The organism is Ornithinibacter aureus (assembly GCF_009858245.1).
GTDB lineage: Bacteria > Actinomycetota > Actinomycetes > Actinomycetales > Dermatophilaceae > Fodinibacter > Fodinibacter aureus.
Map to the genome: position 1 here is coordinate 308,709 of NZ_VMSB01000001.1, position 20,900 is coordinate 329,608.

Sequence of the window (20,900 nt, forward strand, 5' to 3'; positions counted from 1 at the left end):
TGGTGCCGATGTCGATTCGTCTTCCCTCCCGCCGTGGCCGTGGTCCCCTCCCGGGGCTGACCGGCCCCGCTCGCGTGGACCGTCGCACGAAGAACCTCACCAAGCGACTGCGGCCCGGTGACATCGCCGTGATCGACCACGAGGACCTCGACCGGGTGAGCGCCGAGGCGCTCGTCGCCTGCCGCCCCGCCGCCGTCGTGAACGCCGCTGCCTCGATCTCGGGCAAGTACCCGAATCTCGGGCCGGAGATCCTCGTGGCGGCCGGCATCCCGCTGATCGACAGGGCCGGTCCGGACGCGATGCAGATCAAGGACGGGACGCTGCTCACCATCGAGGGCGGTGAGCTGATCGCCGACGAGAGCACCGTCGTCGCCGGGGAACGCCTCGACACCGAGGCTGTCCATACGATGATGGCCGTCGCCCGCGCCGGGATGTCCGATCAGCTCGAGGCGTTCGCCGAGAACACGATGGACTACCTGCGCCAGGAGCGTGACCTGCTCTTCGACGGCGTCGGCGTCCCCGACATCACCACCGAGCTCGAGGGCCGGCACGTGCTCATCGTCGTGCGCGGCTACCACTACAAGGAGGATCTTCAGATCCTTCGGCACTACATCCGCGAGTACAAGCCGATCCTCATCGGGGTCGACGGCGGCGCCGACGCGCTCATCGAGGCCCGGCACAAGCCGGACCTCATCGTCGGTGACATGGACTCGGTGTCCGACGACGCGCTGCGCAGCGGGGCCGAGGTCGTGGTGCACGCCTACCGTGACGGCAAGGCCCCCGGGCTCGAGCGGGTGCGCTCCCTCGGCGTCGAGCCGGTGGTCTTCCCGGCCACCGGGACCAGCGAGGACGTCGCCATGCTGCTCGCCGACGACAAGGGCGCCCAGCTCATCGTCGCCGTGGGCACCCACGTCACCCTCGTGGAGTTCCTCGACAAGGGCCGCAAGGGCATGGCCAGTACCTTCCTCACCCGGCTGCGCGTGGGGAGCAAGCTCGTCGACGCCAAGGGTGTCAGCCAGCTCTACCGTTCCCGGATCTCGCTGTGGAGCCTGTTCCTCATGCTGGCCGTGGGTCTGCTTGCGCTCGGCGCCGCGCTGTGGTCCACCGACGGAGGCCGCGCGCTCATCCAGGTCTTCGGTGCACGCCTCGACGACCTCTGGTCGTCCATCCAAGGAGTTTTCTAGGTGATCGACTTCCGCTACCACCTCGTCTCCATCGTCTCGATCTTCCTCGCGCTCGCGGTGGGGATCGTGCTAGGTGCGGGCCCCCTGCAGGGCGAACTGGGGGACACGTTGACCAACGAGGTCGCCGGCCTGCGGGAGGACAAGGCCCAGCTCAACGCCCAGCTCTCCGACGCGACCGCCGAGATCGACGCCCGCGAGGACTACATCGGCGAGACCAACCCAGCAGTCCTGGCAGGCACCATGGACGGGCGGCGGGTGGCCGTCGTCGTGCTGCCCGGTGCAGACACCGCCCTGGTGGAGTCCAGCGCGACGACCCTGGCCGCGTCCGGCGCGGCCGTGGTGTCGACCACCACCGTCGCCCAGAACTGGGTCAGCACCGATGAGGCGGTCGTGGCGGCTCGCGACGCCGCGGTGCGCGACGCCGCTGCCGGTGCCGGCATCGACGTCAGCGAGACCGGATCGGTGTCGGCGAGAGACGTCCTGCTCGCAACCCTGCTCAGCACGTCGGCCCGCACCCCGCCCAACACCGTCGACGCGCAGCAGGCGAGGGCTGCCCTGGCCACGCTCGCCGCCGCCGACCTCATCGAGGTCGCCGGCGAGGACGTGCAGATCGCCGACCTCGTGGTCGTGATCGCCGGGTCGGTCAGTGACGGCGACCCTGCTGCCCAGCAGGCCGCCGCTGACCGGTGGGTCGACCTCGTCATCGCCCTGGACTCGCGATCGGCCGGTGTGGTCGCAGCCGGTGCGAGGACCACGGCCACGGGCGAGGAGGCCGTCGACGTGGTGGCCAGCATCCGCAACGACGCGACGGCGACGGAGGTCGTGTCCACGGTGGACAACGGCGGGTCTGCGCTGGGCCAGGCCAGCATCGTGCACGCCCTGGCGGAGCAGCGTGCCGGCGAGGTCGGGCAGTACGGCTTCGCCGACGGTACCGACGCCCCGTTCGCTCCCGTCCCGGCGTCGTGATCGCTCGCACCGCCGCCATCGGCGGCCTTGCCGCGGGGGCGGCCCACGGCGCGTTCCGGCTCCTCACCGGCACGGTGACCTCCCGCCGGTGGGCGCGCACGAACCACGCCGGGCACGACGTCACCCTCCTCGAAGGCCCTGCCTACGTCATCGGGGCGACGGTGGGGGCTGCCGCAGGCGCCGTCGCGACCGGCCCTGCGGGCGTGGTGGCGGCCGTCGGTGCCGGTGCGTTCGGCGCCCTGGACGACTTCGGTGGCGACGGGTCGAGCAAGGGCCTCAAGGGGCACCTCGGAGCCGCCGCCCGTGGGCAGATCACGACCGGTTTCCTGAAGATCGTGGGCATCGGCGCCACCGGGCTGGCTGCGGCGACCCTCGCCGACCGTTCGCGCGTTGACGTCAACGCCCTTGACGCCCTCGTGGGTGGTGCCGTCATCGCCGGATCGGCCAACCTCGCCAACCTGCTCGACCTGCGCCCGGGGCGCGCCCTGAAGGTGACCCTGCTCGCCGCACTGCCGTTGACGGTGCGCCGCGGGCCGGGGGCCTACGCCGCGTCGGCCGCCGCGGGAGCCGCCCTCGGGGTGATCCGCCCCGATCTTGCCGGGACGGCCATGCTCGGCGACACCGGCGCCAACGCCGCCGGGGCCCTGGTCGGATCGGCACTGGTCGAGGCCACCGGTCGCCGTGGGCGGGTGGCGGCCCTGGTGGTGCTCGCCGCCCTGACCCTGGCCTCGGAGCGCGTGAGCTTCACGAAGGTCATCGAGTCGACGCCCGGCCTGCGCGAGCTCGACGCCTGGGGCCGGCCGACGCGATGACGGGTCGCCGCTTCGCCTCAGGCATCGCCGGGGCCGCCGGGCTGATCGCCGTCACGACCCTGCTCGCCCGCATCGCCGGGTTCGGACGGATCCTCGTGTTCACGGATGCCGTGCGCGCGGGTGGTGTGGGCGGCATCTACCAGACCGTCAACGCCATCCCCAACGTGATGTTCGAGGTGGCTGCGGGAGGCATCCTCGCGGCTGTCGCAGTTCCCCTCATCGCCCACCGGCTAGGGGCCGGAGAGCGCGACCGGGCCGAGCACACGGCATCCGTGCTCCTGTCATGGACCCTCATGGTCCTGGTTCCGCTGGCCGCCCTGCTGTGGGCGCTGGCCGGGCCCATCGCCGGTTGGATCGTCGTCGAGTCCGACCCACGTGCCGTCGAGGTGGGCACCACGCTGCTGCGGATCTTCGCGGTGCAGGTGCCGCTGTACGGCCTGGGCATCATCCTCACCGGGCTGCTGCACGCCAACCGCCGCTTCCTCGCCGCGTCCCTGGCTCCGCTGGCCTCGTCGATCGTCGTGCTGGCCTCCTACCTCTGGTACGGCTCCATCGTGGACGGCCAGACCGCCCCGGCGCTGGTCAGCGACGAGGCGATCCGGGTGCTCGGGTGGGGCACGACGCTGGGGGTGGTGGTCCTCTCGCTTCCCCTGGTCGTGCCCGCCATGGCGACCGGGTGGCGCTGGCGCCCGGCGCTGACGATGCCGCCCGAGGACGCCCGGCGCATCGGCGCGCTCGCCGGGGCCGGGATCATCGCCCTGCTGGCTCAGCAGGGGGCCGTGCTCGCGACGATGTGGCTGGCGAAGCAGTCGGGGGACTCCGGGACGTTCACCGTCTACACGTACGCCCAGGCCGTGTACCTGCTGCCCTACGCGGTGCTCGCAGTGCCGGTGGCAACAAGTGCCTTCCCGGCGCTGGCAGCGCGCACGGGCGCGGGGGAGGACGTGACACCCACGCTCGCCCGGTCGCTGCGAGCCGTGCTCGTGCTGACGGGCCTGTCGGTCGGGGTGCTCATCGCGGCTGCCCCGGCGATCGGGGGCTTCTTCTCGGTGCTCGACGCCCGACGGGGTGACGGGGCGACGAGCACCGCGGCCCTGGCCGCACTGCCCGGCACGCTGAACGCCTACGCCCCCGGACTCGTGGGCTTCGGCCTCATCGCCCTGCTGACGCGGGCGCTGTACGTGCGCGGAAAACCCACGGATGCCGCACTGGCCGCCGCCATCGGCTGGAGTATCGCCGCGCTGCTGCCGATCGCCGTGCTCGGTGGCGGGCAGGAACCGGGGGTCACCCTGCGGTGGCTGGGTCTGTCCTCGACCCTCGGGATGACCGTCGCGGCTGTGGCACTGCTGCTCCTCGTGCGTCGCACGTGGGGTCCGGGCGTGACCCAGGGCATCGGGCGCACGGCCGGCGCACTGGTCGTGTCGGTCGCGCTCGCCGTGGCCGCCGGCGACGTCGTGACCCGCGGGAGGGCCCTCGACGACCTCGTCGAGACCGTGCTCGTCGGGGCGGGTGCAGGGCTGCTCGCCCTGATGGTCGGGGTGCTCGCGCTGATGGTCGGGGACCGCGCGATGATGTCGGAGGTCCTCACGCGCGGGAGGGCCCGACGCCGTGGAAGGGGGCAGGGGTGAAGGTTCTCGTGGTGCTCGGGACGAGCGCCGGCGGAGTCGGCGCCCACGTCAAGGGGCTCGTCGGGTCGTTGACGGGGCAGGGGCACACCGTCGTCGTCGCCTGTCCGCCGGCGGTGGAGGAGCACTTCGACTTCGCAGGGGTGGCGACGACCACGGCATCCCTCGAGGTCGCCGACCGGCCGCACCCGACCCGCGACGCGCGCGCCGTGCGTGACCTGGCGCGACTCTCGGCGGGGGCCGACGTCGTCCACGCCCACGGACTGCGGGCGGCCGCCCTCGCGGTGCTCGCCACCGCCCGGTCGGGCGTTCCGGTCGTCGCGACCCTGCACAACGCCGCGCCGTCCGGGGCGCTGACCTCGGCGGTCTACGGGGGGCTGGAGCGGGTGGTCGCACGGGGCAGTGACCTGGTTCTGGGCGTGTCGGCCGACCTCGTCGAGCGCATGCGGCGCCTCGGCGCTCGCCGCACCGGCCTGGCCGTCATCGCGGCACCGCCGCGACGTGAGGCCGAGCGCGACCGGTACGCCGTGCGATCCGAGCTCGGGATCGGTGGACGCACCTGCCTCGGAGTCGTCGTCGCGCGGCTGGCGCCGCAGAAGGGGCTGCCGCTGCTCCTGGACGCCCACCACGAGCTCGCGACCCAGGGACTGGACCTGGTGACCGTCATCGCCGGAGACGGGCCGCTGCGCGAGCAGCTCCAGGCGCGCATCGACGCGCAGAACCTGCCCGTGCGCCTGCTCGGCCACCGCAGCGACGTGCCGGACCTGCTGCGGGCCGCCGACGTCGTCATCTCCAGCGCGGTCTGGGAAGGCCAACCGGTCGGCATCCAGGAAGCCCTGCACGCTGGTGCGGCCGTCGTCGCGACCGATGTCGGCGGAACGGCGGCGGTCACGGGCGCGGCGGCGCTCCTCGTGCCGCCGGAGGACCCCATCTCGCTGTCGCGCGCGATTCGTGACGTGGTGCTCCACGGATCGGTGCGTGACGACCTGCGCTCCAAGGCCGTCGAGCGATCCGGCGAGCTGCCGACCGACGCGGATGCCGTGGCGGCCGCCCTCGACGCCTACGCGTCGGTGCTCGTGCAAGGGTCCGGGAAGGGGTCCGGCGGACGCTGAATCACCGGTCCGACTGGTGGGACCTCGCGACGCGCCGACCGAAGGCGTCCCGCAACCCCCGCGCCATGACGTACCGTTGAATCCCGTGGTGCTTCAGACGACGAAACAGATCTTCGTGACCGGAGGAGTTGCCTCCTCCCTCGGCAAGGGGCTCACGGCCTCCTCCCTCGGTCACCTCCTCCGGGCGCGCGGGCTGCGGGTGACGATGCAGAAGCTCGACCCCTATCTCAACGTCGACCCCGGCACGATGAACCCCTTCCAGCACGGTGAGGTGTTCGTCACCGACGACGGTGCCGAGACCGACCTCGACATCGGCCACTACGAGCGCTTCCTCGACGTCGCGCTCAAGGGCAGCGCCAACGTCACGACCGGTCAGGTCTACAACCGGGTCATCCAGCGCGAGCGGCGAGGGGAGTACCTCGGCGACACCGTCCAGGTGATCCCGCACATCACCAACGAGCTCAAGGAGCGCATGCGGGCCCAGGCCGCCGGCTCGCCCGGAGTCTCGGATGCCGACGCACCGGACATCATCATCACCGAGATCGGTGGCACCGTCGGCGACATCGAGTCGCTGCCCTTCCTCGAGGCCGCCCGCCAGGTGCGCCACGACCTCGGCCGGGACAAGGTGTTCTTCCTGCACGTCTCGCTGGTGCCCTACCTCGCCCCGAGCGGTGAGCTGAAGACCAAGCCGACGCAGCACTCGGTCGCAGCCCTGCGCCAGGTCGGCATCCAGCCCGACGCCCTCGTCCTGCGGGCGGACCGCGAGATCCCCGAGTCCATCAAGCGCAAGATCAGCCTCATGTGCGACGTCGACACCGAGGCCGTCGCCGCCGCCGTCGACGCCCCCAGCATCTACGACATCCCGAAGGTGTTGCACCGCGAAGGCTTGGACGCCTACGTCATCCGCCGCCTCGGGCTGACCTTCCGCGACGTCGACTGGACGGACTGGGACCTGCTCCTCGAGCGGGTCCACGAGCCCGAGCACGAGGTGACCGTCGCCCTGGTCGGCAAGTACATCGACCTGCCCGACGCCTACCTCTCGGTGACCGAGGCGCTGCGCGCAGGTGGCTTCCACCACGACGCCAAGGTCAAGATCCGGTGGGTCGCCTCCGACACCTGCGACACCGAGGCGGGAGCCCAGCGCGCCCTCGGCGGGGTGGATGCCGTGCTCGTGCCCGGAGGTTTCGGCGTACGGGGCATCGAGGGCAAGGTCGGCGCGTTGCGCTGGGCCCGCACCCACCTGGTCCCGACGCTCGGGATCTGCCTGGGCCTGCAGTGCATGGTCATCGAGTACGCCCGCGACGTCGCCGGGATCGAGGGCGCGAGCTCGACCGAGTTCGACCCCAACAGCGCGGCGCCGGTCATCTCGACGATGGAGGAGCAGAAGGCCTTCGTCGAGGGCGCCGGTGACCTCGGCGGGACGATGCGGTTGGGGTCGCAGCGGGCCGCACTGGTCGAGGGATCGGTCGTCGCCGGTGCGTACGGTGCGACGTTCGCCGACGAGCGGCACCGCCACCGCTACGAGGTGAACAACGAGTACCGGCAGCAGCTCGAGGACGCTGGCCTGGTGTTCAGCGGCACCCACCCCGAGCTGGGGCTGGTCGAGTTCGTCGAGCTGCCGGCCGACGCGCACCCCTACTACGTCTCGACGCAGGCCCACCCCGAGTTCACGTCGCGCCCGACGCGGGCCCACCCGCTGTTCGCCGGTCTCATCGGGGCGGCCATCGAGGCCCAGCGGGCCTCGCGGCTCGTCGAGGTGGAGCGTCCGCGCCACCACGAGGCCGCAGACGCCCATGCCTGACGAGCTGCGCGACCACCTCGCGTCGCTGCCCGTGCCGTCGTCCGTGCGCTCCTTCACGGGGCACGTGTGGAACGTCGTCACCGAGGACGTCGACCTCGGTGAGGGCGGGGTCGTGACCCGGGACTTCGTCGACCATCCCGGGGCGGTCGGCATCCTCGCCCTGGACGAGCAGGATCGTGTCGTGCTCGTCCAGCAGTACCGGCATCCGGTCGGCGCCTACGAGTGGGAGCTCCCGGCGGGTCTGCTCGACGTCGACGGAGAGCCACCGCACCTGACCGCCGCGCGCGAGCTCATGGAGGAGGCCGACCTCGAGGCGGCGCAGTGGCACCTGCTCCTCGACCACTACACGAGCAGCGGCGGCTCCAACGAGTCCGTGCGGGTCTTCCTCGCCCGCGGCCTGACCGAGGTCCCGGTCGAGTCTCGCCACGAGCGCGACGGGGAGGAGCTCGGGATGCCGGTGCGTCGCGTCCCGCTCGACGAGCTCGTGGAGTCCGTCCTCGCCGGCGACGTGCACAACGGCACCCTCATGGTCTCGGCCCTGGCTGCTCAGCGGCTGCGCGAGCGCGGCTGGGCCGGCACGCGCTCGGTCGAGGAGCCCTGGCCGACGCGGCCACGACGCCGCGGATGAGCGAGCGAGCCTTCGGGGACCGTTCGACGGCGGCGCGGACGCCGTCAGCAGACCGGCGCTGCCCGTGCGGCGGCGTCCCTGCCGGGGCCGCCCTGAGTGCGTGCTGCGGGCCGGTCGTCGCGGGTGAGCTGGCGGCACCCACTGCCGAGGCGCTCATGCGGTCGCGCTACACCGCCTACGTGCTCGGCGACGGTGACCACCTCTTTCGCACCTGGCACCCCCGCACCCGCACTGACGACGCCGATCCGGACCCGCGGGTCCGGTGGGAGGGCCTCACGGTGCTCGACGTCGTGGCCGGTGGCCCGCAGGACACCGAGGGCGTCGTGGAGTTCCGCGCCCGGTGGGTCAGTGCGGACGACGGGCCGGTGCGGCGAGGGCAGCTGCACGAGCGCAGTCGTTTCGAGCGTCGCGCCGGCAGGTGGTTCTACGTCGAAGCCGTCGACAGGGCCTGACCAGCCCTGTTCTCCTGCTCCGCGTGCTGCCATACTCGGCATCCCACGAGCCTGGAGGCCGCATGAGCGCGTCACGAACCACTGTCGTCCGAGGGCTGGCCACGGCCGTCGGCATCGTGAGCCTGGTGAGCATCACCGGGTTGGCCACCGCTGCCCCCGGTGACCCGGGCAAGCCGCGCTTCACCGCGGGCTCCGCGGGCGTGGGGGACACGTACTTCCCCTACGCGGGCAACGGTGGCTATGACGTCTCGCACTACGACCTGGCGGTGGACTACACGCCCCCGGCGCCGGCACCGGCCCCCCTGGAGGGCCAGTTCTCCGGGGTTGCGACGATCGACCTCACCGCGACGGCCGACCTCGATCGGTTCAACCTCGACCTGCGGGGCATGAGCGTCTCGGCGATGACGATCAACGGCAAGCCCGCCACCGGCATCGCCCCACCCGCCCCCGGGGCCGAGGTCGACGGCGCGGCCTACTGGCACGTGCAGGACGACGCCGCGCGCCGGTGGGAACTCACCGTGCAGCCGCGGCCCAAGCTCAAGAAGGGCCAGCGCGCCCGACTCGTCGTCACCTACGGGGGCACCACCACTCGCCCGACCGACATCGAGACGGCGCCCTACGGCTGGTACACCACCCGGGACGGCGCGATCGTCGTCAGCGAGCCGGACGGCTCGATGACCTGGTACCCCGTGAGCGACCACCCGCGCGACAAGGCCACGTACTCGTTCCGGATCACCGTTCCAGAGGGCAAGGTGGCGGTGGCCAACGGGCTGCCGGACGGCCCTCCCGTGACGGCCAACGGGCGCACGACCTGGTCGTGGGATGCCGTGGACGAGCAGGCCAGCTACCTCACCACCGCGTCGGTGGGCGACTTCGAGGTGCGCCCCGTGACGCACTCGGCCAGCGGCGTGCCCATCCACGACTTCGTCGACTCCAAGCTCTCGCCGAGCCGGCGCACCACGACCAACGCCAGCCTGGCGCTGCAGCCGAGGATGATCGACTTCTTCGAGTCGAGGTTCGGGCCCTACCCCTTCAGCTCGTACGGCTCCAGCGTCGACGACGACAGCGTCGGCTACGCGCTCGAGACCCAGACCCGACCGGTGTACTCCGGCCAGGCAGTCCAGGGCACCGTGGCCCACGAACTGGCCCACCAGTGGCTGGGCAACGCCGTCAGCCCGAAGGACTGGAAGGACATCTGGCTCAACGAGGGCTGGGCCACCTACGCGACCTGGCTGTGGAACGAGGAGAACGGCATCCGCACCGCCCAGGCCGCCTTCGACTCCTGGTACGCACCGGCTCGCACCCCCGAGTACTGGGCGCTGCCCATCGGCGACCCGGGCCCGATGGGTCTGTTCGCGACGCAGGTCTACAACCGCGGTGCCGGCACCCTGCACGCGCTACGGCTCACGGTCGGCGACGAGGCCTTCTTCGAGGGCGTGCAGACCTGGGTCCAGCGCTACGACGACAGCACCGCGACGACGGCCGACTTCCAGGCCGTGTACGAGGAGGTGTCCGGCCAGGACCTCGACGCGTTCTTCCAGGAGTGGCTCGCCACTGCGGCCAAGCCCAGCCTCCCGTAGCCGCAGGTGCCGGTCGGGCTCACTGGTAGGAGATGAACCACGGTGTCGGGCTGACCTGCGCCATCGTCTGCTCCGGCGTGAGCATCGGCAGGTCCTCGTCCTCGAAGTTCTTCCACCCGAGCCACACCCCGTCGGGCAGGTCGCGCCTGAGGCGCTTCCAGGTGGACTGCTTGTCACCCTGACGGCCCTGCCCGTCGGCGTGCACGAGCCACTGGATCTCGTCGAGGGTGGTGTCCAGTCGCTCCCGGTCGGTGATCATCGACGGACGGAACTGGTGGAGGGTGAGCACCTTGGCAGGAAGATCGTGCTCGCGCACCAGCGCCGCCAGCCAGGACCCCACGCGATTGACCTCGTCAACCCCGACCGAGCCGATCTGGCGCAGGTGCTTCTGGTCGGGTTCCAGGCGCCACTCCGGGTCCAGGGCCAACCCGACGAAGGGGCGGCGCAGCAGGGGTTCGTAGAACTTTGCCTGGGTGAGGAAGTCGGTGCGCCCGGGTTGCAGGTCGATGACGACGTAGATGCCTGCCTCCTCGGCCGCCTCGACCCAGGGGAGCAGCACCTCGATCGGGGTCCGCCGCGAGTACGAGCCGTCGTCCCCAGCGGCCTGGGACGCCACGCTGGCGATGAGCTCGAACGCCGGGATCACGGGTTCCCTGCTGAGGGCTGAGTACTCCTTCGCCAGTGCCCGCGCGCGGCGCACCGCCTGCTCCGGGCGTTGCTCGCCGAGCATCCCCAGGGCCTTGGTCTGCGGATGACCGTACAGCGCGATCATCCGGCGCCCCGGGAACGGGAGGAAGCCTCCACCGGGCAGTTCCGATGCCCGACGCACCGTGCGCACCCGCTGGGCGACCTGCTCCGTTGGGCCCAGGTCGGACCCCAGGGCGAGGATCGGCCCCGTCCCGGCGCGCACCGGGCCGACGGCATCCGGGGTCGCCCGGACGTCGCCGTGCTGCACCGTGATGCGGTCGGCCCCGGCGGCGTCGGCCGTGGCAGCCACGGCTGGGGGGAGGTCGCCGCCCGGCTGGAGCAGCACGACCGCCCCGTGTGCCTTCGGGTGCGCGGGCAACCCCGCAAGCGACGCGACCGCTGCGGCATCCGACCCGTCCACGACGACCAGACCTGGTGACGCGTCGACATCCTCGGGTTCGCCGGCACCGACCTGAACCACCGTGTCCACACCGAGCCGGTCCAGCTCTGCGGCCAGGCCCGGGCCTGCGACGAGCACCGGGAGGGCATGGGTGGCGGCCAGCTCGGCAGCAGCCGCGACATCGGTGTCAGCGCTGGCCACGACGACGACACCTGCGCTGTCGAGCAGGGCCCGCGAGGCGGCCAGCGACTGCTCGTGGGGGGAGGCCTGCACGTCGACGACTCCGGCACGCTGGTCTGCGGCGACCACAAGCGACGTGGAGCGGTCATCAGCGTCGCCGTCGACGCCGCCGTCGTCAGGACGACCGTCCCCGCTGCCGTCCGAGGTGCAGGCCGACGTCGTGACACCGACCGAGCCCACGACGAGCACGGCAGCCGCACGCAGGGCGGTGCGGCGGGGGAGCGGCTGGTTCATGTCAGGGACTCACGGTCGGGGCAACAGGGCCCCACCACCCTGACACGGATTCATCGCGGCGTCGGCCCTCGTGCGCCACCCGTCGGGACGGGGGCCGCTGCTCGAGCACTGCCTGCTGCCGGCCCGCAGCCCGTGGGCAGGGGGCGGGGGCAACCCGTTCGGAGGTCACGCCGGACCTCCGTAGACTGGGGCGGCTCCACCGAACCCCACCCCGACCCGAGAAGGATCCCCCGTGCTCCGCACCCACGAGGCCGGCACCCTGCGTGCCGCCCACACCGGCCAGACCGTCACCCTCACCGGGTGGGTGGCGAAGCGGCGTGATCACGGGGGCGTGGCCTTCATCGACCTGCGCGACGCCAGCGGGGTCGTGCAGGTCGTCGCGCGCGACGAGGTGCTGACCGGGGCCGCCCACGACCTGCGCAGTGAGTACGTCGTCAAGGTCACCGGCGAGGTGACCGCGCGCGAGGACCGCAACGTCAACCCCGACCTGCCGACCGGTGAGGTCGAGGTCGTCGCCCGCGCCATCGAGGTGCTCAACGAGTCGGCGCCGTTGCCCTTCCAGGTCGACGAGCGCGTCACCGTCGGCGAGGAGGCCCGTCTCAAGCACCGCTACCTCGACCTGCGCCGCCCGGGCGCCGGGTCGGCGGGTCACGCCATCCGCCTGCGCTCGAAGGTCAGCGCCGCCGCCCGGCGAGTGCTCGAGGCCCGGGACTTCGTCGAGATCGAGACCCCGACCCTCACCCGGTCCACCCCCGAGGGTGCCCGCGACTTCCTCGTGCCCGCGCGCCTGGCACCCGGCTCCTGGTACGCGCTGCCGCAGAGCCCGCAGCTGTTCAAGCAGCTGCTCATGGTCGCCGGGATGGAGCGGTACTACCAGATCGCCCGCTGCTACCGCGACGAGGACTTCCGCGCCGACCGCCAGCCCGAGTTCACCCAGCTCGACATCGAGATGTCCTTCGTGGAGCAGGACGACGTGCTCGAGCTCGGCGAGGCCGTCATCCGTGAGATCTGGACGCTCATCGGCGTCGACCTGCCGACCCCCTTCCCGCGGATGACCTATGCCGAGGCGATGCGTCGCTTCGGCTCCGACAAGCCCGACCTGCGCTTCGGCCAGGAGCTCGTCGAGTGCACCGAGTACTTCGCGGACACCCCGTTCCGGGTCTTCCAGGCCGAGTACGTCGGCGCCGTCGTCATGCCGGGCGGAGCGAGCCAGCCACGCAAGCAGCTCGACGCGTGGCAGGAGTGGGCCAAGCAGCGCGGCGCCCGCGGCCTGGCCTACGTGCTCGTCCAGGAGGACGGCACACTCACCGGACCCGTCGCGAAGAACCTCTCCGAGACCGAGCTCGAGGGCCTCGCCGCGCATGTCGGTGCGCAGCCCGGTGACTGCGTCTTCTTCGCGGCCGGGCCCACCCGATCCTCGCGGGCCCTGCTCGGCGCCGCCCGATTGGAGATCGGCAAGCGCTGCGGCCTGATCGACGAGGACGCCTGGGAGTTCCTCTGGGTCCTCGACGCGCCGCTGTTCGAGCCGGCGTCCGAGGCGGTTGCCGCCGGTGACGTCGCGGTCGGCTCGGGCGCGTGGACGGCCGTCCACCACGCCTTCACCTCGCCGAAGGCGGAGTTCCTCGACACCTTCGACACCGACCCCGGGCCGGCCCTCGCGTACGCGTACGACATGGTGCTCAACGGCAACGAACTGGGCGGCGGGTCGATCCGTATCCACCGCCGCGACGTGCAGGAGCGCGTCTTCCAGGTCATGGGCCTGTCGCGTGAGGAGGCCCAGGAGAAGTTCGGCTTCCTCCTCGACGCCTTCGCGTTCGGTGCGCCGCCGCACGGCGGCATCGCCTTCGGCTGGGACCGCATCGTCATGCTGCTCGGCGGCTTCGACAGCATCCGCGACGTCATCGCCTTCCCGAAGTCCGGTGGCGGCTACGACCCGCTCACCGAGGCCCCGGCCCCGATCACCCCGGAACAGCGCAAGGAGGCCGGGATCGACAGCCGACCCCCGGCATCCGAGCCGTCTGCCTGACGGGTTCGCTCAGCCGAACCAGCGACTGGTCCAGCGCATGCCGGTGGTGAAGCCGAGCCGATCGTAGACGCGTCGGGCCGAGTCGTTGTCGGCGAACATGCCGAGCGCGCAGGCCCCGGTCTGCTCGACGGCACGGCGGGTGAGGTGCGCCGTCACCGCGGCGCCCCACCCCCGGCCGCGCTGCGAGGCGTCGACGGCGATCCCGGCGAGGGTGGGGGTGCCGGCCGCGCACGGCTCGCTGCACCCGGTGGCCAGCAGGGTGCCGGTGCCCGGGTGTCGCACGCCCACCCAGTACTGGTGCCGGCGGGCGAAGGGCTGGCCGTGGGTGCGCGGGCTGTGGGCCGCGAGGAAGGCCTCGGCCTCCGCCTTGCTGGAGGGGTCGAGGACGACGACGTGGTCCTCGCCCGGCACGGGTGCGGGAGAACTGGTGGTCCACATCCAGTCCCACTCGCCGCCGCGGGTGCCGAGGTGGAGCCGTTCCTCGACGAGCCGGACGAGGCCACGCGGGACGCTGAGGTGGCGGTGCCCCTCGCCCGTGACGAACGCCCGCACCGCAGGGTCGTCGAGCAGGATCGCCAGGCCGCCCTCGGTCGCGATCGCGGAGGTGCCGGGGACCCCGTGGTCGGAGCGACGGTGGAACAGTGCCGAGGTCTGGCCCTCGTGGTCGACGGCGAAGGCGGGCCCGACGAACCCGGCGCCGACGTCGAGGACCGCGACCGGATGCCGTGAGGTCGCCTCCTCGAACTCGGCGCACGTCGTGAGGGTGCGAACCGACGTCATTCGGTGATGCCCCATCGTTCGTGGAGGCGCCGCAGCGGTGCGGGGGCCCACCAGTTGGCCGAGCCGAGCACCGACATCGTGGCCGGGACGAGGAGCATGCGCACGAGGGTGGCGTCGATGACGATCGCGAGCACCAGCGCCACCCCCATCTGCTTCATGATCAGCAGGTCGCCCGCGGCGAACCCGGAGAAGACGATGACCATGAGGAGAGCGGCCGAGGTGATGATGCGACCGGAGCGTTGCAGGCCCAGGGTCACGGCGCTGCGGGTGTCGTGCCCCTGCTCGTGCAGCTCGACGATGCGCGAGAGCAGGAAGACCTCGTAGTCCATCGACAGGCCGAACCCGAAGGCCAGCACGAGCAACGGGATGGTGTTCTCCAGCGCGCCGGTCGAGGCGAAGCGGAGCAACCCCTCGAGGTGGCCGTCCTCGAAGATCCACACGGTGACGCCGAGCGCCGCCCCCAGGGAGAGCACGTTCATGACCAGTGCCTTGATGGGGATGACCACGGAGCCGGTCATGAGGAAGAGGAGCACGAGCGTGGCCAGGACGACCAACCCCGCGGCCCACAGTGCCCGGTCGGCCACGGTGGCGCGGAAGTCGACGATGCCCGAGGCCTGACCGACGACGTAGGCGTCGAACGGGGCGCGATCACTCCTCAGCGAGTCGACGAGGGCACGCGAGGCCTCGCCCGTGCCGGAGTCACCCGTCTGGAAGCCGAGCGTGACGACGCCGTTGCCGAGTTCGCGCGCCGGGTCGACGGACTCCACCCCCGGCCGGTCGGCGGCGGCGGTCTCGGCCCAGGCCTGCACCTCGGAGACCGGGGCACGGCTCACCAGCAGCACCTCGGCGCCCGCGAGCAGTGGGTAGCCCGCCCGGAAGTCCTCGTAGAACGTGCGCTCGGGGGTGCCGACGGGCAGCAGCTCGGGACCGGACGAGGTGAGCTCGAGGCGCAGCGCCGGGAGGGCCATGACGACGAGCACCGCCGAGACGGCCGCGATGACGACCCACGGCATCCGGTGCACGCGTTCGGCCAGGCGCGAGAACACGCCGACGTCCGCGGCGGTCTCCGTGCCGCGCTTGAGCAGGCGCCGGGCCCCGAGGACGCACAGTGCCGGGATGAGGGTCAGCGCGACGGCCAGGGCGATGAGCACGACCGAGACACCGGCCACGCTCACCGCGCGGATGAACGGGATCTGCAGGACGAGCAGGCCGGACAGAGAGATGGCGACCGTGAGGGCGGAGAAGATGACCGTGCGTCCTGCCCGGTTCATCGTCGCCGCGGTGGCCGCGACCACCTGCGCGTGCGTGGCGTCGGCGACCGGGGCGCCCTGCAGGAGCGCACGCATCTCCTCGCGGAAGCGGGAGACGACCAGCAGCCCGTAGTCGATGCACAGACCGAGCCCGAGCACGGTGACGACGTTGACGACGGAGGCGTCGAGGTCGAGCAGGTAGGACAGCCCGAGCAGCGAGGCCAGGGCACCGGCGATCGAGGCGATGGCGCCCAGCACCGGGAAGCCCGCGGCGAGAAACCCACCGAAGACGACGACCATGACGAGGAAGCTCACCGGAAGGGCGATGCCCTCACCGCGCTGGCCGTCGATCTTGACCTGCTCGATGATCCGGTCGACGAGGGCGCGCAGGCCGCCGCGTTGGTCCCCGGTCGCGCCGGTGTCCTCGGCGAGGCTGTCGAACACCGCGTCGACCTCGTCGGTGGCGGCGGCCTCCTGCTCGGCGGTGTTGCCCTCGTCGAAGGTGACCACCGTCGCGAACCCGCCGGATGCCGGGTCGCCGTCGAGCACGAACCGCAACGCGTCAGGGGTGGTCGGGCCGCCCGGCACGACGAAGGGGTTGACGGCGGATTCGACGTGCTCGATGGCGGACAGGCTCTGGACGGCGGACGCGGCGGCGCTCGCCACGGCCGGGTCGCTGAGGTCGACTCCCGTGAGTGTCTGGGTGTAGGTGCTGAAGCCGCTGCCGCCACCCTGGGCGAGCAGGTCACGCCCGTCCTGGTTCTCGCCGGCGACGACGATCTCTCCGCTGTCGAGCCGGCTGAACAGGCTGGGGGTGCCGGTGGCGCCCAGGGCCACGGCGAACCCGACGACGATGAAGAGCAGCCAGAAGATGACGATGGCCTTGGCGCGACGGGCGACGTGGCGCCCCCACCGCTCCAGGGCCGGGCTGCCGTGTCGGGCGCTCCTGCTCATGCGGCACAGCCTGCCAGAGCGCGCCCGGATGGCTCAGTACCAGTGGGGGGAGCGGGACAGGAACGCCTCGTAGGCCCGGCACGGGCTGCCGTAGCGATCCTCGATGTAGCCGAGCCCCCAGCTGATCTGGGTCGCGGGGTTGGTGAGCCAGTCGCTGCCGGCGCTGGCCATCTTCCAGCCGGGCAACGACTGGGGGATGCCGTACGCCCCCGAGCTCGGGTTCGTCGCGCTCCAGCTCCAGCCGGACTCACGGTGCCAGAGCGTCACGAGGCAGGTGAACTCCCCGGGGCCCCACCCGCGGTCGGCCACCATGGTGCGGGCGATCTCCTGCGAGGCCCGGGCACTGGTCCCTGAGGCCTGCACACCGATCAGAGTCCCGCCGAGACCGGCCGCCGCTTCCCGCAGTCCTGCGAGGTCGGCCGCTCCCTGTTCGAGCTCGGCCAGGCGCTCGCTGAGCGCCTCCTGGCGTTCGCCCAGCTCGGCGGCTTCCTTGCCGGCTTCCTCGGCGGCCTTCTCGGCGGCGGAGCGGGTCGCCGCAGCGGTCGCGAGCAGGGCTGCCTCGCCGTCGCGGGTCGACGTCACGAGGAACTCCTGGCGCTTCGCGTCGGCGGCAGCCAGCTTCGCTGCATCGACGGTCTCGCGGGCCCCCGTGGCCTGGTGGTCCATGACGATGGACAGGTCGGACATCACGTTCGGGGGTGAGAGCAGTAACGTGGTCAGGCTCTGCAGGTCGCTGCCCTGCATGTACATCAGGGCCGCGCTGCCCGACAGTGCCCGGTCAGCAGCCGCGCTCTCGTTCCTGGCTCGGGCCAGGTCGACCGTTGCCCGCCGGACGGCGTCCTCGGCATCAGCGAGGTCCTTCTCGGCCTGCTCGTGCGCCGCGACGGCCTCGGACACCGCCCGCTGGAGGATCAGGAGCCGGGCCTCGGCCTTCTCGACCTCGGCGGTGATCTCGGCGACCTCCTCGGCGACCGCCGCTGCCTTCGCCTCGGCCTGGGTGACCTCACTGGCGCTCGGCACGGTCGGTCCGGGGGAGGGAGCCGTCGCTGAGGCCGCGGCAGCAGGCACGGCGAGGGCCACCGCCGCGGCCAGCACGGCGACGACGCCCGCCCGGGTCCGCAGCGAAAGTCTCATCAGGCAATCATCCCCCGAGATCCGCCCGGTGTCTCCCAGATCTGCGGGATTGCCACGACGACCCGCTGCGCGCGATGAATCCGGCGTGGGTGGCGCCGGATACCCTCACGACCGTGAGCCTCGAGGACACCGACCTGTTCGGCGCAGCAGCCGCGGACGCGGCGGGAGCCGACCACCCGGCATCCATCGCGCCCCTGGCCGTGCGCATGAGGCCGCGCACCCTGAGGGAGGTGCGTGGGCAGGGGGAGGTGCTGCGACAGGGCAGCCCGTTGCGCCGGCTCATCGAGGGCAGCGCGGGCGCGGCCGGCCCGCTCTCGGCGATCCTGTGGGGCCCGCCGGGCACCGGCAAGACCACGCTGGCACACCTGGTCGCGACGGCGGCCGATCGCGAGTTCGTCGAGCTGTCGGCGGTCACGGCCGGGGTCAAGGACGTGCGGGCCGTGATGCAGCAGGCCACCCGGGCGCGCCAGCTGTACGGCCGGCAGACGGTGCTCTTCCTCGACGAGATCCACCGCTTCACCAAGGCCCAGCAGGACGCCCTGCTCCCCGGTGTCGAGAACCGCCAGGTCGTGCTGGTCGCCGCGACGACGGAGAACCCCTCGTTCTCGGTGATCGCACCCCTGCTGTCCCGCTCGATGCTCGTGACGCTCGTGCCCCTCACCGACGACGACATCGCCGACGTCCTCGCGAGTGCTGTGGCGGACGAGCGCGGGCTGGCCGGCGCCTACCGCCTCGACGACGACGCCAGTGAGCACCTCGTGCGCCTGGCCGGTGGCGACGCCCGCCGGGCCCTGACCTTCCTCGAGGCTGCGGCGGGAGTCACCGAGGATGCCGTGGCGCCCGGCGCGCCGCGCCCGGACGTCCTGCCCATCACCCTGGCGCAGTGCGAGCAGGCCGTCGCGCACGCCGCCGTTCGCTACGACCGCACCGGCGACCAGCACTACGACGTGGCGTCGGCCCTGATCAAGTCGATGCGCGGCTCCGACGTCGATGCCGCGCTGCACTACCTCGCGCGGATGCTCGAGGCGGGCGAGGACCCCCGCTTCATCGCGCGGCGCATCGTCATCTCGGCGTCCGAGGACGTCGGGCTCGGCGACCCGACCGCACTGCAGACCGCCGTTGCGGCCATGCACGCCGTCGCGCAGATCGGGATGCCGGAGGCGCGGATCATCCTCGCGCAGGCGGTGGTCCACAACGCCATGGCGCCCAAGTCCAACGCCGCCTACGTGGGCATCAACGAGGCCATCGCCGACGTGCGGGCCGGCCGCGGGGGCCCGGTGCCGGCGCACCTGCGGGGCAGCGGCTACGCCGGGGCGGCCCGACTCGGGCACGGCAAGGGCTACGTCTACGCCCACGACGAACCGGATGCCGTCGCGGCTCAGCAGTACCTGCCCGACGACCTCGCGGGCACCACCGACTACTACCGCCCGAGCGACCGGGGCTTCGAGGCGCGCCTGCAGGAACGCTGGACCTGGCTCAAGGGCCGCCTCGGACGCTGACGCGGCCTCGTGTGCTCCCCTGTTTCAGGGGCGCAGCGAGGCCTCGTCCAGGGGGATGCCGATGACCTCGGCGATGCGGGCGAGGTCGAGGTCGTGGGAGAGCAGGGACGCCCCGGTGCGTTGCGCCACTGCCGCGATGAGGCAGTCGACCAGGCCCCGCGGTGTCACTCCTACGGAACGACACTGTCGGTAGATCCGCACCGCCTCCTCGAAGTCGATGCTCTGGGCGAGGGGGAGGAGTTGGGCGACGTCCAGAAGCGCGCGCAACCGCTGCTGCGCAGACGTCGAGCGCGCGCCCGCGAGGAACTCCATCAGGATGGGCTCGGTGTAGGCGGCCGTCACGGTGCCCGGCGCCGTCAGGAGTGACCGGAGCCGCAGCGCAGCAGGGGAGTCGGTGCCGTTGTCGAACTCGATCCAGGCCGAGGTGTCCGCCAGGACCGTCACCACTCACCCCGTGGACCCACGTCCGCGGGGACCTCGTCGACGAGTCGGGCGCCGTACATCGCCAGGACCTCTTGCTTGCTGAGCTTCCTCCCCGCCATCGTGCGCAGGGCGAGGTTCACGGCCTCGGTCTTCGTGGGCAGGTCGTAGCGAGCCATGATCACCTCGACCGCGTCGAGGTCGAGCTCGATGTTGGTGCGGTGACGCGTCATACACCAATCGTACACCTCGCGATGTGTATGACAGGTGTACACGGAGTGGGCGTCGCTCGGGAAGGCGCCGCGCGATAGGGTCGCGCCCATGGAATGGACGCTCGGAGGAATTGCCGCGATCATCGCCGCGCTCGCGTTCGCGTACCTCGTGGTTCGGCTGGCCGCACTGCTGGGGCGTGCGAGCACGATCCTCGACGAGACCGCGGCGAGCCTGCGCACGACGAGCGAGAACGTGCAGCCCACGCTCAAGGGCCTCACGGACACGGTGACCCTCACCAACGACCAGCTCACGCGGGTCGACACGATCACGAGTTCGGTGTCGACGATGACGACCAACGCCTCGGCGCTGACCTCGGTGGCCGCGGCCACCGTCGGCTCACCGCTGATCAAGGTGGCGGCCTTCAGCTACGGCGTGCGCACGGCCGTATCGGGCCTGAAGAAGGCTCGCTGATGAGGTTGCGCACCGTGGTGCTGACAGCCGCGGCGGTCGGGGTCGGCTACGCCGTGTGGCGGATGCCGGCGACCCAGCGGTTCGTGGCCACCGTCAAGGAGGCCTCGGCCCGGCGCGAGGCCGAGCTTCGCGAGGCCATCGAGGTGGCCGTTCTGGCCGACGCGACGACCCGCGCTCCGCGCCACGCCAGCGGTGTCAGCACCCCCGGGCTCGACGTCACCGCCGGCTGGGACGACGACCGCCGCCCGCGCACCCACTCCGCAGCCGCGCTGGGGGCGAAGGACCCGGGGCGCTCGTTGACCCCGGACGAGGCCAAGGCACTGTTGCTCGACCCCACGGGCGAGCGAGCTCCGTAGGGGCCGCCGGCCCCCGCCGCGCGGGACGAGCCGACCGCGACCCCGACCCGACGCCCGACCGAACGCCGCCGAGAGC

At 72.2% G+C, this 20,900-nt stretch carries 19 protein-coding genes; 13 read left to right on the forward strand and 6 right to left on the reverse strand.

The features are described from left to right. Positions 1-8 precede the first annotated feature (8 nt). The 9 genes from steA to C8E84_RS01575 all read left to right on the forward strand — a co-directional run bounded on the left by steA (position 9) and on the right by C8E84_RS01575 (position 10,160). Positions 9-1,184, forward strand: coding sequence for a putative cytokinetic ring protein SteA (steA, locus tag C8E84_RS01535; protein ID WP_246196717.1), 1,176 nt, complete (start codon positions 9-11; stop codon positions 1,182-1,184). Then, positions 1,185-2,150, forward strand: coding sequence for a copper transporter (locus C8E84_RS01540; RefSeq protein WP_159898871.1), 966 nt, complete (start codon positions 1,185-1,187; stop codon positions 2,148-2,150). Further along, the gene (locus tag C8E84_RS01545; protein WP_246196718.1) at positions 2,147-2,962 is read left to right on the forward strand and encodes a hypothetical protein; all 816 of its coding nucleotides are present in this window, start codon (positions 2,147-2,149) and stop codon (positions 2,960-2,962) included. Before C8E84_RS01540 ends, C8E84_RS01545 begins: the two co-directional genes overlap by 4 nt. Then, positions 2,959-4,590, forward strand: a complete 1,632-nt coding sequence (murJ, locus tag C8E84_RS01550; protein WP_159898873.1) for a murein biosynthesis integral membrane protein MurJ — start codon at positions 2,959-2,961, stop codon at positions 4,588-4,590. Before C8E84_RS01545 ends, murJ begins: the two co-directional genes overlap by 4 nt. Next, entirely contained in the window at positions 4,587-5,699 is a 1,113-nt protein-coding gene (locus C8E84_RS01555) for a glycosyltransferase family 4 protein (RefSeq protein WP_159898875.1), read from the forward strand. The genes murJ and C8E84_RS01555 overlap by 4 nt, the downstream gene beginning before the upstream one ends. 88 nt (positions 5,700-5,787) lie before the next feature. Continuing rightward, a complete protein-coding gene (pyrG, locus tag C8E84_RS01560) occupies positions 5,788-7,500 on the forward strand; it encodes a CTP synthase (RefSeq protein WP_246197027.1) in 1,713 nt (570 codons plus the stop codon). Then, the gene (locus tag C8E84_RS01565) at positions 7,493-8,128 is read left to right on the forward strand and encodes an NUDIX domain-containing protein (RefSeq protein ID WP_159898879.1); all 636 of its coding nucleotides are present in this window, start codon (positions 7,493-7,495) and stop codon (positions 8,126-8,128) included. The genes pyrG and C8E84_RS01565 overlap by 8 nt, the downstream gene beginning before the upstream one ends. After that, the gene (locus C8E84_RS01570) at positions 8,125-8,580 is read left to right on the forward strand and encodes a YchJ family protein (protein WP_159898881.1); all 456 of its coding nucleotides are present in this window, start codon (positions 8,125-8,127) and stop codon (positions 8,578-8,580) included. The genes C8E84_RS01565 and C8E84_RS01570 overlap by 4 nt, the downstream gene beginning before the upstream one ends. Before the next feature lie 62 nt (positions 8,581-8,642). Further along, a complete protein-coding gene (locus tag C8E84_RS01575) occupies positions 8,643-10,160 on the forward strand; it encodes a M1 family metallopeptidase (RefSeq protein ID WP_159898883.1) in 1,518 nt (505 codons plus the stop codon). A gap of 19 nt (positions 10,161-10,179) precedes the next feature. Here the strand turns inward: C8E84_RS01575 and C8E84_RS01580 are convergent, their stop codons facing one another. Beyond that, entirely contained in the window at positions 10,180-11,721 is a 1,542-nt protein-coding gene (locus C8E84_RS01580) for a hypothetical protein (protein ID WP_211675339.1), read from the reverse strand. 232 nt (positions 11,722-11,953) lie between these two features. Here C8E84_RS01580 and aspS point away from each other — a divergent pair, with 232 nt between their 5' ends. After that, on the forward strand, positions 11,954-13,747 hold the full coding sequence (gene aspS, locus C8E84_RS01585; protein ID WP_159898885.1) for an aspartate--tRNA ligase: 1,794 nt from the start codon (positions 11,954-11,956) through the stop codon (positions 13,745-13,747). A gap of 9 nt (positions 13,748-13,756) precedes the next feature. Here aspS and C8E84_RS01590 read toward each other — a convergent pair whose 3' ends face one another. Genes C8E84_RS01590 through C8E84_RS17725 form a run of 3 tightly spaced genes read right to left on the reverse strand, consistent with a single transcriptional unit; the run spans position 13,757 to position 17,865 of the window. After that, positions 13,757-14,527, reverse strand: a complete 771-nt coding sequence (locus C8E84_RS01590) for a GNAT family N-acetyltransferase (RefSeq protein WP_159898887.1) — start codon at positions 14,525-14,527, stop codon at positions 13,757-13,759. Beyond that, positions 14,524-16,731, reverse strand: coding sequence for an MMPL family transporter (locus C8E84_RS01595; protein ID WP_159898889.1), 2,208 nt, complete (start codon positions 16,729-16,731; stop codon positions 14,524-14,526). Before C8E84_RS01595 ends, C8E84_RS01590 begins: the two co-directional genes overlap by 4 nt. 33 nt (positions 16,732-16,764) lie before the next feature. Beyond that, entirely contained in the window at positions 16,765-17,865 is a 1,101-nt protein-coding gene (locus C8E84_RS17725) for an aggregation-promoting factor C-terminal-like domain-containing protein (RefSeq protein WP_211675340.1), read from the reverse strand. A 113-nt stretch (positions 17,866-17,978) separates the two neighbouring features. Between C8E84_RS17725 and C8E84_RS01605 the strand changes: the two genes are divergently transcribed. Continuing rightward, on the forward strand, positions 17,979-19,364 hold the full coding sequence (locus C8E84_RS01605; protein ID WP_425495939.1) for a replication-associated recombination protein A: 1,386 nt from the start codon (positions 17,979-17,981) through the stop codon (positions 19,362-19,364). A gap of 24 nt (positions 19,365-19,388) precedes the next feature. Here C8E84_RS01605 and vapC read toward each other — a convergent pair whose 3' ends face one another. Beyond that, positions 19,389-19,808, reverse strand: a complete 420-nt coding sequence (gene vapC, locus C8E84_RS01610; protein ID WP_159898893.1) for a type II toxin-antitoxin system VapC family toxin — start codon at positions 19,806-19,808, stop codon at positions 19,389-19,391. Beyond that, positions 19,805-20,017: a type II toxin-antitoxin system VapB family antitoxin gene (locus C8E84_RS01615; protein ID WP_159898895.1), complete on the reverse strand. Its 213-nt coding sequence runs from the start codon at positions 20,015-20,017 to the stop codon at positions 19,805-19,807. Before C8E84_RS01615 ends, vapC begins: the two co-directional genes overlap by 4 nt. Before the next feature lie 88 nt (positions 20,018-20,105). Here C8E84_RS01615 and C8E84_RS01620 point away from each other — a divergent pair, with 88 nt between their 5' ends. Both C8E84_RS01620 and C8E84_RS01625 read left to right on the forward strand, forming a co-directional pair. Beyond that, on the forward strand, positions 20,106-20,468 hold the full coding sequence (locus tag C8E84_RS01620; protein WP_159898897.1) for a DUF948 domain-containing protein: 363 nt from the start codon (positions 20,106-20,108) through the stop codon (positions 20,466-20,468). After that, the gene (locus C8E84_RS01625; RefSeq protein ID WP_159898899.1) at positions 20,468-20,824 is read left to right on the forward strand and encodes a hypothetical protein; all 357 of its coding nucleotides are present in this window, start codon (positions 20,468-20,470) and stop codon (positions 20,822-20,824) included. Before C8E84_RS01620 ends, C8E84_RS01625 begins: the two co-directional genes overlap by 1 nt. Positions 20,825-20,900 lie beyond the last annotated feature (76 nt).

Bases quoted from the DNA above. Each gene is read 5' to 3' on its own strand.
- steA (WP_246196717.1), top strand. From the start codon at position 9: ATGTCGATTCGTCTTCCCTCCCGCCGTGGCCGTGGTCCCCTCCCGGGG.
- murJ (WP_159898873.1), top strand. From the start codon at position 2,959: ATGACGGGTCGCCGCTTCGCCTCAGGCATCGCCGGGGCCGCCGGGCTG.
- C8E84_RS01565 (WP_159898879.1), top strand. From the start codon at position 7,493: ATGCCTGACGAGCTGCGCGACCACCTCGCGTCGCTGCCCGTGCCGTCG.
- C8E84_RS01570 (WP_159898881.1), top strand. From the start codon at position 8,125: ATGAGCGAGCGAGCCTTCGGGGACCGTTCGACGGCGGCGCGGACGCCG.
- C8E84_RS01575 (WP_159898883.1), top strand. From the start codon at position 8,643: ATGAGCGCGTCACGAACCACTGTCGTCCGAGGGCTGGCCACGGCCGTC.
- C8E84_RS01580 (WP_211675339.1), bottom strand. From the start codon at position 11,721: ATGAACCAGCCGCTCCCCCGCCGCACCGCCCTGCGTGCGGCTGCCGTG.
- C8E84_RS01590 (WP_159898887.1), bottom strand. From the start codon at position 14,527: ATGACGTCGGTTCGCACCCTCACGACGTGCGCCGAGTTCGAGGAGGCG.
- C8E84_RS01595 (WP_159898889.1), bottom strand. From the start codon at position 16,731: ATGAGCAGGAGCGCCCGACACGGCAGCCCGGCCCTGGAGCGGTGGGGG.
- C8E84_RS17725 (WP_211675340.1), bottom strand. From the start codon at position 17,865: ATGAGACTTTCGCTGCGGACCCGGGCGGGCGTCGTCGCCGTGCTGGCC.
- C8E84_RS01615 (WP_159898895.1), bottom strand. From the start codon at position 20,017: ATGACGCGTCACCGCACCAACATCGAGCTCGACCTCGACGCGGTCGAG.
- C8E84_RS01620 (WP_159898897.1), top strand. From the start codon at position 20,106: ATGGAATGGACGCTCGGAGGAATTGCCGCGATCATCGCCGCGCTCGCG.
- C8E84_RS01625 (WP_159898899.1), top strand. From the start codon at position 20,468: ATGAGGTTGCGCACCGTGGTGCTGACAGCCGCGGCGGTCGGGGTCGGC.